Origin of the sequence: Moritella sp. 36, from assembly GCF_018219415.1 — a bacterium.
Lineage (GTDB): Bacteria > Pseudomonadota > Gammaproteobacteria > Enterobacterales > Moritellaceae > Moritella.
The window spans coordinates 1-13,028 of sequence record NZ_CP056120.1 but is presented as its reverse complement, the minus strand read 5'-3'; the positions used below and the strand labels follow the sequence as shown (position 1 = coordinate 13,028).

The following is a 13,028-nucleotide window of genomic DNA, read 5'->3' as shown; positions in this document are numbered from 1 at the left end:
AAGTAGCATGGCAACTGAAAATTTATTAATCGAGATTGGTACTGAAGAATTACCACCAAAATCGTTACGCACATTAGCAGAAGCATTTGCGGCAAACTTCCAAGCTGAGCTAGACAAATCAGGTTTAGAATTTGCTGACGTTAACTGGATGGCAGCACCACGTCGTTTAGCATTAACAGTAACAGCGCTTGCAGACTCTCAAGCTGACAAAGTAATTGAAAAACGCGGTCCTGCGATTTCTGTTGCATTTGATGCCGACGGAAATGCAACGAAAGCGGCTCAAGGTTGGGCACGCGGTAATGGTATTACTGTTGAGCAAGCTGGTCGAATTAAAACAGACAAAGGCGAATGGCTACTTCATAAGTCAGAAGTCAAAGGCCAACCAACACAAGCTCTTGTAGCCGACATGGTTGCGACGTCTTTGGCTAAGCTACCTGTTAGCAAGCCGATGCGTTGGGGTTCTAGCCCAATTCAATTCATTCGTCCAGTACATACAATTACGATGTTATTTGGTGCAGAAGCCCTTGAAGGCGAAATCTTAGGTATTAAAGCGGCACGAACTATTCGTGGTCACCGTTTCCTAGGTAAAGGAGATTTCGAATTACCGCACGCTGACAACTATGTGGATCTACTTGAAGATCACGGCATGGTAATGGTTGATTACGAACGTCGTAAAGATGTTATCCGTAAACAAGTGATGGCTGTAGCAGAAGAACATGGCGGTGTTGCTGAAATCGAAGAGGACCTACTTGAAGAAGTAACATCACTAGTAGAATGGCCAGTTACATTAGTAGGTAACTTTGAAGAACGTTACCTAGACGTACCAGCGGAAGCTTTGATCTATACGATGAAAGACAACCAAAAGTACTTCCCAATGCTAAGTAAAGGTGGTGACCTTTTACCTAAGTTTATCTTTGTGTCAAACATCATCAGTAAAGATGTTAGACAAGTAATTGAAGGTAACGAAAAAGTTGTACGCCCTCGCCTAGCAGATGCAGAATTCTTCTTTAACACTGATAAGAAGCGTACTTTAGAAAGTCGTCTTGCTGATCTAGAAACTGTTTTATTCCAAAAACAACTGGGTACGTTAAAAGAGAAATCACAACGCATTGCAGATTTAGCAGCGGCTATTGCTGGTAAAATTTCTGCAAATACTGAGCACGCACAACGCGCAGGTCTATTGGCTAAAGCAGACTTAATGTCAGACATGGTTGTAGAATTCCCTGACGTACAAGGTGTTATGGGCATGCATTATGCCCGCAACGACGGTGAAGCAGAAGAAGTGGCAATAGCACTTAACGAGCAGTATATGCCTCGTTATGCCGGTGACCGTTTACCTGAATCGCTTGTTGCTTGTTCAGTAGCTCTTGCTGACAAACTAGATACATTAGTTGGTATCTTCGGTATTGGTCAAATCCCTAAAGGTGATAAAGACCCGTTCGCACTTCGTCGTGCTGCGATTGGTACACTACGTATCATTATCGAAAAAGACCTGTCTTTAGATCTTATTGATTTAGTTGATACTGCAAAAGCACTATTTGGTGACAAGCTATCAAACGAAAACGTATCAACAGATGTTGTTGCATTCGTACTTGGTCGTTTCCCTGCATGGTACAAAGATGCTGGTATCAGCGTTGATGTTATCCAAGCAGTACTTGCTCGTCGTCCAACGCAGCCAGCTGATTTTGATAAGCGTGTTAAAGCTGTGAATCACTTCCGTGGTTTAGATGCTTCTGCAACATTAGCAGCAGCGAACAAACGTGTTGGTAATATCCTAGCTAAGTTTGAAGGTGAACTAAACTCAGCGGTTGATACATCACTGCTTCAAGAAGATGCTGAAAAAGCATTGGCTTCTGCAGTTGATGCTAAAGTGGAATTACTTGCGCCATTATTTGCAGCCGGTGATTACCAACAAGCATTAACAGAGTTATCCGAACTACGTGAAGTTGTAGATACATTCTTCGACAACGTAATGGTAATGGCTGATGATGAAGCACTTAAAATTAACCGCCTAACATTACTAAATACACTGCGTAACCAATTTTTAAATGTAGCGGATATTTCTGTATTACAGAAGTAAACCTTAATTAGAATTTGTAATCGCAATAAAAAAAGCCAGTATCTATGATGCTGGCTTTTTTATTATCTCGATGACAAGATCAAAATAAATATTGTAACAGGTAACAAAATCACAAATAATATCGAACATGTTCCACGTGGAACATCGGCTATTTTACTTTCTTCAACCGCCCTGTTAAACCCGCTGAATAACGCCAAACGTGATCAAATATTTTCATCAACTCAGGATTACCTTGCGGTGATAATGAAATAGCATGATAACGATTTTTCTGTGCTTTAATTGCACGTACTTTATCTGCCAAATACGTTGGTAACTTCTGTGCTATAAAATCAGAAATAACTAAAGTATCCGCATTTTTATATTGTGCCGAACTCATCAATTCAAGTGACTTTTCGATTACAGGTTGCAGGTCTGTACCACCACGAAAGCTTGATGACAAGAAAGTTAGCATCGTCGATAAGCTGGTACTTTGCGTTACTGGAAAGGTGATCACTTCATTAGAAAACATCATCAAGTAGCATTGACGTCGTTGCTCAAATGCAACTTGTAGCAAAGCATAACAAATCGATTTGGCAGTCAGTTCAGGAAAGCCTTGCATCGATGTTGAGCTATCAACACAGATAATAAAAGGCCCGCCTATTTGCTCATCAGCATCGGTAATATCACGATACTGGGTTATTTTTTTATACTGTTGCAGCGCGCCTTGATACTGATAAGTCAATAAGTGGCGCTCTACATAGCGTTTATAAAAGATGATCTCTAACTCAGGAAACGTTAAGTTAACCGCTTCGGTTTGCAGCATCCGTGAGATTTCATCACTGTAGGTAACGCCTTGCATATCATCTGGAACATTATCTTGATAGCTATTATCCAATACCCAGGTTTCATAACTGTTAGGTGTTTCTTCCGGATTAATGTGTGCAAGCGCCATACGTCCGAGCTCAGAGGCAATTTGTTTAACTTCTTTGTTCTTACGTAAATTAGCAGCATAACGTTGCAGCAACTTGGTATCTAAATGGGTCAACTTACCTTTAGCCAGATCCCATAGACGTTCACCATTGCACAATAAATCACTGTCGAGCACACCTTCTAATTGTTCAATAGTTTCTTCACGCTCGGCTAATTCGATCAATAACTGTTCCCGCTTTTCTTCGATTAAACGGTTTTGTTCTTGATACATCATTAACTCAATTACTTGCTGCCAGCTATCTAAAAAAACGGCAAAGAACACATCATCCTGCATATTTCTATTTTGCTGATAGATAGTTAATCCAGTTTGATAAAATGACGAGTCGGCTTTTATCTTACTCAGAATACCTTCAACTTTATTTCTAAAGTCACTCGGACTCAATAATCTTGCCGTCTCGCACAAATGGACCTCATTGCTCAAACCAGCAGGTAATGGCATATCCGCTAATAAGGCCGTGACCTGATGCTTCCAATCGCTGATGTAAGCCAGTTTAATCTCACTGGTTACCCGATTATTAGCAGTAATATCTAACAGAGCATCATCAACTAATTGTCGAATAGCTGGGTTTTGATTATAAGACTTAGCCATGCCTATTAGCCTTGTTCAAACAAACGTGCAATGGCATTCAAACGATCTAATAGCGACGCTTTATGCTGCACTAAATTATTCAGCTCTAATGATAATGAACCAAGACTGGTTGCAACATCATCCATAAAGTCATCACTGACAAAAATATTATGGTTCGTTAAGCTAAACTCTCGCTGGCTTTTCTTCAACTTATCCGCTATCAACGAGATCTCTTTATCTATTTCAGCTAGAGGTTGTAACCAGTTTTCATCAATATTCAGCGTAACATCCGAAACTATAACAGCAACCGGAATACTCTTATTGGCAAAGTTTTGGACTTGTAAATGCTGATTAGCATCGACAGAAAAGTTTAACCAAACATCGTTACGGTGATCATTCACATAGCCTTTTACTAAACAAGAGCCTGTTCTTATCTGTTTTTGGAAATCATCCAAACCAACATGTACCCACTTTGCGGTTTCTTGTGAGCCCTGCTCTAATACATCGTACTCACCCAATAATGCAATCTTACATAAACCCGGAATACCATTCAGACTCGACTTGCGCACAAATTCACGATCTAACTTATAGCGTAATTTGGTTAATAGCACATCAGAGATCAAACGAGTTGCAAAGCGATCAATAAACTCAGCATCAAGTTTAATCAATCGATTCTTGATACTCGCTAACGCAGAATTCACTTCATCTTGGTCACAGAAACGTTTACTGGCAAATTGGTGAGTGGCTTCGATAATGACATCTCGCGATTCCAGGTCATGCCAAATACAATCTTTAAGAATAAATAAATCGGTTTCTGTTACTTCATCACGACCATTAAAATAAGCACAAGCTTGTAACAGACGCATTGATTTTTTCCAACGACGATCAGAGACATAAACGGGTTCAACAATCATCTCACCACTGGTATTACGTTGCTCTAAAAATAACTTAAGCTCGTAAATTATCTCAAAACAATGCTCACTGAGACGTACTTGATTAATCTCGTTTTGCCAAAGTTCGAACTCATCATTACTCACTTTTACGATCTTATCGTTTGTTTGGCGTAATGGTTTCTGAATCAACATCGCTTTGAAATTACGCTTATCTTGAATAGGCTCTAAATATAGACGTAGTAACATACGATCATACAAGGCTTCCAAGCCTGAATCAGCACTCGGTAATTCATTTGATGCCGAAACAATAACCCGCATAGGTACTTTTTGATGTTCAATACCATTATGGAAGGTACGCTCATTAATTACGGTTAATAAGGTATTTAAGATCGCAGGTCCCGCTTTCCAAATCTCATCGAGAAACACTACTTCAGCTTCTGGTAAGTAACCTTTCGTTAAGCGTACATATTTACCTTCATCCTTCAGCGCCTTAATTGATAGTGGGCCAAAGATCTCTTCAGGTGTTGAAAATCGCGTCATTAAATATTCGAAGTAACTTTCATCTTCAAAAATTTCAATCATACGTTTCGCAATCAAACTTTTAGCAATACCCGGCGGCCCTAATAAAAACACACTTTCACCACTTAAGGCGGCTAATAAACATAATCTTATGGCATCTCTACGTTCATAAATACCATAAGAAAGATGATCTATTAGTGTTTCAATACGTTCTGATAACAAATTTCTTTGCATAGGAATAAGCTCTTCCTGCCTCTTTAAAGGCTATTATTGTAATCTTGGAGTTCAACCTTACCTTATCTGTCGCGGACAATAAATACATAATGAGTAGAGTGTTTTTTTTATTATTACAGCTTTGATATTCAGTACTTTTGGCTATAAGCACAGCCTTTTTTTAAATGATGTTCCACGTGGAACATTGCCAATGTCGATAGTATTAAAACCCTTATCTTTCACGTGAAACATTCCCAGTAAGAAAAATAAATTTGCATCTCTCGTACTATCGACAACCGTGTCAAGTTCAGCTATGTTGGTTGTTTACCCTTTAAATAATTACAAGAAGTGCTGATATGGAATTCTCATTGTTTGGTCAAAGATTTACTCAATTCTCGGGGATCACGCAGCTAATGCATGATCTAAATGAAGGTATTCGCAGCGGTGATGATGTCATCATGCTCGGAGGTGGTAACCCTGCTCAAATCCCTGAGATGCTGAGGCGCTTTAACAGTGAAGCACAACAATTATTAAGCAGTGGTGATCTAGTTGCAGCAATGTCTAACTACGATGGTCCACAAGGAAAGAACAGTTTCACCACAGCACTTGCTACATTATTAAATAAAACCTACGGCTGGGAATTAACCGATAAAAACATAGCCCTAACTAATGGCAGCCAAAATGCCTTCTTCTACCTATTCAACTTATTCGCAGGTGATTTTTCCGGTAATAAGAAAAAAAAGGTATTGTTTCCATTAGCTCCAGAATACATAGGTTATACAGACACAGCACTAAGCGATGACTTTTTTGAGACGGTGAAGCCTAAGATTGAATTACTCGATGGTGGTTTATTTAAATACCATGTTGATTTTGACAACCTCCATATTACCGATGATATTGGTTTAATCTGTGTATCGCGCCCAACTAATCCAACCGGTAATGTATTAACCGATGAAGAAATACAACGTCTTGATGCACTGGCAAAACAGCATAATATCCCCCTACTGATAGATAACGCTTATGGCACACCGTTTCCAAATATTATATTTGAGCCAGTAGAACCAATTTACAACGACAATACCATCTTATGTATGAGTCTTTCAAAACTCGGCTTACCTGGCACCCGTTGCGGTATCGTGATTGGTAATGAAGAAGTCATCTCCGCAATTTCGAACTTAAGCGGTATTATTAACTTAGCACCTGGTAGCTTAGGGCCAATGCTGGCACAAAACCTTGTTGAGTCTGGTGACGTCATTAGCTTAAGTGAGAATGTGATCAAGCCTTACTATTATACCAAAGCACAGCAAGCCGTGACTTGGTTACAAGACAGTATTACTGATGAACGCTTCCGAATTCATAAACCGGAAGGCGCAATCTTCTTATGGTTATGGTTCAAAGACCTGCCTATCAGCAGCCAAGAACTGTATGAGCGCTTAAAAACACGTGGAGTTCTCATTGTATCGGGTCATCATTTCTTTCCTGGTCTCGATGAAGAATGGCGTCATACCGATGAATGTATCCGCATGAACTATTCGCAGCCAGATGAGGCAGTACAACGAGGGATCAAGATAATTGCCGAAGAAGTACAAAAAGCTTACGCTGAAATGGTAGTAATAAGTACAGCAACCGCTTAATCTTATAGAATAAGTTTGCAGTAAACGGTTACTGTACTTATCTGAATTATTAAATAAAAAATCAACAGATACAAAAAAGGAGCCACTAGGCTCCTTTTTAATACATTCAATATAGCGAGATTAGAAATCTAAGTTAGCTACTTTTAATGCATTTTCTTCGATAAATTCACGACGCGGTTCAACATGATCACCCATTAAGGTTGTGAATAATTGATCGGCTGCAACAGCATCTTCAATACGCACTTGCAACATACGACGCGTTTCAGGATCCATAGTTGTTTCCCATAACTGACTAGGATTCATTTCACCTAGACCTTTATAACGTTGGATGTAGCTACCACGTTTTGATTCAGCCATTAACCAGTTTAGCGCTTCAACAAAATCCGTTACTTCACGGCTCTTCTCTCCACGCTTAATATAAGCGCCTTCTTCAAGCAAATTCGCGATACCTAAACCAGTAATAGTTGCGTACTCTTTTGAGTTAAAGAAGCCAGGCGTAAAGTCATAATCAGTATCTAGACCATGCTGACGAACAGAAAACACAGGATAGAATAATTGGCTTTCTTCATCTTGTACAACACGTACAGAATATAAGGTACCAGTCACCTCTTTCGCTGTCAGTGTTGCCACCAATGCTTCAGCCCATACCGTTGTTGACGCTTCATCAGTTAACATCTCAGCTGTTAATACTGATTGATAGATCATTTCGTTAGTGAACACTTTTGGTAAGCTACGGTTTAATTTAGCCATCAAACGTTCAATTTTACGGTAGCCATTCACTAATTCTTCTAACGCTGCGCCTTGAATTGCAGGTGCATCAGAGTTAACAAATAGACCAGCACCGTCGAGTGCAATTGTCGTTAGGTATTGTGTTAAGTCTGCATCATCTTTGATATAGCGTTCTTGTTTACCTTTTTTCATTTTATAAAGCGGTGGTTGTGCAATATAAATGTAACCACGCTCAATAAGCTCTGGCATTTGACGGAAGAAAAAAGTCAGCAATAACGTACGGATATGTGAACCATCGACGTCGGCATCGGTCATGATAATGATTTGATGATAACGCGTTTTATCCGGGTTATATTCATCACGGCCAATACCACAACCCATTGCAGTAATTAATGTTGCAACTTCTTGTGATGATAACATTTTATCAAAACGTGCTTTTTCTACGTTTAAGATCTTACCTTTCAACGGTAGAATTGCTTGGTTTTTACGATTACGCCCCTGCTTGGCAGAACCGCCAGCAGAGTCACCTTCCACAATATAAAGTTCAGAAAGTGCAGGATCTTTTTCCTGACAATCCGCAAGTTTACCAGGCAGACCAGCTAAATCTAACGCACCTTTACGACGTGTCATTTCACGTGCTTTACGTGCAGCTTCACGCGCACGTGATGCATCGATAATTTTAGTCACAACCGTTGATGCTTCTTTCGGATTCTCTAGCAAGTATTCAGCTAGCTTTTCACCCATAGCTTGTTCTACAGCAGATTTAACTTCTGAAGACACTAATTTATCTTTAGTTTGTGAAGAGAACTTAGGATCAGGTACCTTCACAGAAATAACAGCAGTTAGACCTTCACGGGCATCATCACCAGTAGCAGTCGACGACTTGGCTTTTTTCAAGAAGCCTTCTTTTTCCATGTAGTTGTTTAACGTACGCGTTAATGCACCACGGAAACCTGCAAGGTGAGTACCACCATCGCGTTGTGGAATATTATTAGTAAAGCAATAAATGCCTTCTTGGAAACCATCGTTCCACTGCATAGCAACTTCAACAGTAATTCCATCTTCACGTTCAACAGAGAAGTGAAATGCGTCTTTGTTGATTGGTGTTTTGTTAACGTTTAAGTAATCAACAAATGCCTTGATACCACCTTCATAAACGAAATGATCCGATTTTCCGTCTTCACGTTCATCAATTAATTTAATTGAAACACCTGAATTTAGGAAAGATAACTCACGTAAACGTTTTGCTAAAATATCATAATGAAATAATGTATTGGTGAAAGTCTCATGACTAGGCCAAAAGCGTAATTCAGTACCCGTTGTATCAATATCACCAATCACAGCGATCGGCGCTTGTGGTTCACCATGACGATAAATTTGCTGATGGATATGACCGTGGCGATGAATGGTTAATTCTAATTTTTCTGATAATGCATTTACAACAGAAACACCTACACCGTGTAAACCACCAGATACTTTATATGAATTATCATCGAATTTACCACCGGCATGCAGTACCGTTAAAATAACTTCGGCAGCAGAAACACCCTCTTCTTCATGAATATCAACCGGAATACCACGACCGTCATCACTAACAGATACAGAACCATCTTCGTGTATCGTTACTACAACATCAGTACAATGACCCGCTAATGCTTCATCGATAGAGTTATCTACAACCTCAAATACCATGTGGTGCAAACCTGAACCATCATCAGTATCACCAATATACATACCGGGGCGCTTACGCACCGCGTCCAAGCCTTTCAGTACTTTAATACTTGAAGAGTCGTAATTATTTTCAGACATAGTTAGCTCTCGCGCCTTTATATTTAAAATTCAATTAATTTGCCATGTTCCACGTGAAACATTTTACAGCTTTCTGTTAAAAGAGCTGTTACCTGACTTTTCTCAATAGCCGTAACAAATACTTGAGCCTTACTCTCAATCAGATACTGCGCCAGCAACTTCCGTTTACTGTCATCAAGCTCTGAGGAAAAGTCATCGATTAAAAAAGTGCATCGCTTATTGCTATGCTGACTTAAAAAAAGTCCCTGACTTAATCGCATTGCGCACACAGCCAATTTAAGTTGACCTCTTGATAAAATATCGTGTGCCGGTACTCCGTTCGCTCTAATTCGGATATCCGCTTTTTGCGGACCTAAGCTAGTGTAACCTAACTGTTGATCACGCATAAAATTTTGTTTTAATAATTCAGCTAACTCGATACCACTATCCCATCCTTGATAATAGCGAATATCAAATTCATACTCGGGTAAGAAGTCTGCCAAGGCAGATTTAATTATCGGATTAAGCTGTTCAAGATAACGACTGCGCATCTGCGCAATAATAGTCCCTTGAACTGCAAACTCCTTATCCCAATATGCTAGCTCAGCATAACGCTTGCCCGATTTTAAAATAGCATTACGCTGTTTTAATAATCGCGTCAACTTTGCCCATGTCGCAAAAAATTCAGGTTCCACGTGGAACACGCCCCAATCAACAAATTGTCGACGTAATTTAGGACCACTTGAAAGTAAGGTAAAACTTTCAGGATGAATTAATTGTAATGGTAATATGCCGGGTAATTCTGCCAACCGTTCTGCTTTTTGTCCGGCAATTTTTAATTCTGTATCACTGTTTTTTGATTTCTTTAACCCGATAGTAGTGATCTGCTCATCGTTTAATCGCTGCTGACATTGCGAAAATAAAATGAAATCCTTCTCACCATGTTTTACAACGCGACTGGTTAAGTGAGTTCGAAAAGAACGCCCTAACCCCAAGTAATGAATCGCTTCAAGTACACTTGATTTACCACTGCCATTCTCACCGAGAATAATATTAACACCCACACCCGGTTGCATGGATACTTGTTGAATATTTCTAAAATCGGTGATATTTAGCTTAACCAGTCCCATCTAAACTTATAACCGCATTGGCATAACAACATACAATGCTTGATCAGATTGTTCATCTTCAATCAAGGCACTGCTGTTAGCATCTAGTAATGACATTTTAACTTTGTCACATTTAAGCGTGTTTAATACGTCTAATACATAACTTACGTTAAAGCTAATCTCTAACTCATCGTAGCCAAACTCAACATCAAGTAACTCTTCAGCTTCTTCTTGCTCTGGGTTATTGGCCGTGATCTTAAGTAGACCTTGGTTCATATTCAGACGCACACCACGGAATTTTTCATTCGATAAAATAGCGGCACGTGAGAAGGCTTGTTTCAATTCTTCACGACCAGATATTAACATCTTATCGGCATTTTTTGGTAATACCCGACGGTAATCAGGAAAACGACCATCAACCAATTTACAAGTAAAAACAAAACCGCCGGTGATAGCACGAATGTTATTACTCCCTAACTGAATCTTAACCATGTCTTCTTCACTGTCTAACAAGCGCACTAATTCAAGTACACCTTTACGCGGTACGATAACTTGCTGCTGCGCGAGATTAGCATCATGCTGACAACTTGCGACAGCTAGGCGGTGGCCATCGGTGGCGACAGTTCGTAGCACATTACCTTCAGTTTCAAATAACATACCGTTAAGATAATAACGTACATCCTGACTTGCCATTGAGAACTGGGTATTATCAATCAATCGACGTAATGAACCTTGCAGCAGTTCAAATTCAATATCGTTATCCCAATCTTCAATATTTGGAAATTCTGTTGCAGGTAACGTTGATAAAGAAAAACGGCTACGTCCTGATTTCACCACAATACGATCATTCGCATAATTGACTTGAATTTGTGCACCATCAGGTAACCCTCGACATATATCGAGGAATTTTTTCGCAGGCACGGTAGTACGGCCTTCACTGAACTCACCTTCAAGACTAACTTGACCAATTAACTCGACTTCCAGATCAGTACCCGTTAACGATAATTTACCATCTTTGGCATCAAGTAATACATTACCTAAGATCGGTAAAGTTGGACGGTTACCCAAGGCACCCGATACCAACTGTAGCGGTCGTAATAATGCTTCGCGATTAATTGTAAACTGCATTTAATATAACCTTTTTTACGACGATAGTGTTCTGATCAAATTCGAATAATCTTCTTTAATATCGTGATTTTCTTCTTTCAGTTGCACTATTTTACGACAAGCATGTAATACAGTGGTATGGTCACGGCCACCAAACGCATCACCAATTTCCGGTAAGCTGTGATTGGTTAATTCTTTGGCTAATGCCATCGCGACTTGACGTGGTCTGGCAACAGAACGACTACGACGCTTCGACAACAAATCGGCGATTTTAATCTTATAATATTCTGCAACTGTCTTTTGAATATTATCAATGGTCACCAGTTTTTCTTGCAGTGCTAATAAATCACGTAATGCCTCTCGGACAAAGTCAATATTAATAGCACGACCCGTAAAGTTAGCATTCGCGATAACTCGATTCAATGCCCCTTCCAGCTCACGTACATTCGAACGTAAACGTTTGGCAATAAAGAACGCTACTTCATCGGGTAAATGAATGTTACTTTCAACCGCTTTACGCATTAAGATGGCAACACGAGTTTCCAATTCTGGTGGTTCAATGGCAATAGTTAAACCCCAACCAAAACGAGATTTCAATCTATCTTCAACACCATCAATCTCTTTTGGATAACGATCGGAAGTTAAAATAATCTGTTGGTTACCTTCAAGTAAGGCATTAAAAGTATGAAAAAATTCTTCTTGTGAACGTTCTTTCTTAGCAAAAAATTGAATGTCATCAATCAATAATGCATCAACACTGCGGTAATAATTTTTGAACGCTTCAATGGCATTGTTCTGTAATGCTTTAACCATGTCCTGAACAAAACGCTCAGAGTGCATATAGATCACTTTGGCATTAGGTTTTTGCGCTTTAATACCATTACCAACTGCGTGTAATAAATGCGTTTTACCTAAACCTGTGCCACCGTATAGAAATAACGGATTATAAGCACCACCCGGATTACTCGCTACCTGCTGTGCAGCTGCACGTGCTAATTGGTTTGACTTACCTTCAACAAAGTTGTCGAACGTATACGTTAAATTCACATTGCTACGGTGATTAATTGTCGGCTGCTGTGGCGAGCTAGATTCCCACGGGTCCAGTGCTGGTCTTGAGATCACTTTTTGAGTAACTACACGATCAACCTTGGTAGTCGTTTGTGTTACCTTCGTCGCTTTACCACCAATATCAAAACGTAAGATAGGTGCATCGGCACCACAAAACTCATCGAATAATGCCGTAATTGAATTAAGGTATTTGTCTCGAACCCAATCAAGTACAAAACGATTCGGAGCATACAAGGTGAGAGTACTGTCGGTAAGTTCAGCTTTCAGTGGGCGTAACCACATACTGAATTCAGTAGAAGAAAGCTCATTTTGTAAGCGCGAAAGGCACTGCTGCCAAAGAGAAACGGACAC

At 39.7% G+C, this 13,028-nt stretch carries 8 protein-coding genes; 2 read left to right on the top strand and 6 right to left on the bottom strand.

The features are described 5' to 3' along the window. Nucleotides 1-7 precede the first annotated feature (7 nt). On the top strand, nt 8-2,080 hold the full coding sequence (glyS, locus tag HWV03_RS00040) for a glycine--tRNA ligase subunit beta (RefSeq protein WP_211677984.1): 2,073 nt from the start codon (nt 8-10) through the stop codon (nt 2,078-2,080). Between the two features lie 148 nt (nt 2,081-2,228). On the opposite strand, the gene HWV03_RS00035 is transcribed toward glyS, so the two are convergent. Further along, nucleotides 2,229-3,638 carry a hypothetical protein gene (locus HWV03_RS00035; RefSeq protein WP_211677983.1) on the bottom strand — a complete coding sequence of 470 codons (1,410 nt, stop codon included), beginning with the start codon at nt 3,636-3,638 and terminating at the stop codon, nt 2,229-2,231. Between the two features lie 5 nt (nt 3,639-3,643). Continuing rightward, a complete protein-coding gene (locus HWV03_RS00030; RefSeq protein WP_211677982.1) occupies nt 3,644-5,263 on the bottom strand; it encodes an AAA family ATPase in 1,620 nt (539 codons plus the stop codon). Nucleotides 5,264-5,598: 335 nt separating this feature from the next. On the opposite strand from HWV03_RS00030, the gene HWV03_RS00025 reads away from it, so the two are divergent. Beyond that, nucleotides 5,599-6,876 (top strand): valine--pyruvate transaminase, encoded by a 1,278-nt coding sequence (locus HWV03_RS00025; RefSeq protein ID WP_211677981.1) that lies wholly within the window; start codon nt 5,599-5,601, stop codon nt 6,874-6,876. 120 nt (nt 6,877-6,996) lie between these two features. Here the strand turns inward: HWV03_RS00025 and gyrB are convergent, their stop codons facing one another. From gyrB to dnaA, 4 genes are read right to left on the bottom strand one after another with little or no spacing between them, the layout of a single operon-like run. Next, on the bottom strand, nt 6,997-9,414 hold the full coding sequence (gene gyrB / locus HWV03_RS00020) for a DNA topoisomerase (ATP-hydrolyzing) subunit B (RefSeq protein WP_211677980.1): 2,418 nt from the start codon (nt 9,412-9,414) through the stop codon (nt 6,997-6,999). A 23-nt stretch (nt 9,415-9,437) separates the two neighbouring features. Continuing rightward, nucleotides 9,438-10,523: a DNA replication/repair protein RecF gene (recF, locus tag HWV03_RS00015; protein ID WP_211677979.1), complete on the bottom strand. Its 1,086-nt coding sequence runs from the start codon at nt 10,521-10,523 to the stop codon at nt 9,438-9,440. A gap of 6 nt (nt 10,524-10,529) precedes the next feature. Next, nucleotides 10,530-11,630, bottom strand: coding sequence for a DNA polymerase III subunit beta (gene dnaN, locus HWV03_RS00010; RefSeq protein WP_211677978.1), 1,101 nt, complete (start codon nt 11,628-11,630; stop codon nt 10,530-10,532). A 15-nt stretch (nt 11,631-11,645) separates the two neighbouring features. Beyond that, nucleotides 11,646-13,028, bottom strand: coding sequence for a chromosomal replication initiator protein DnaA (gene dnaA, locus HWV03_RS00005; RefSeq protein ID WP_045112335.1), 1,383 nt, complete (start codon nt 13,026-13,028; stop codon nt 11,646-11,648).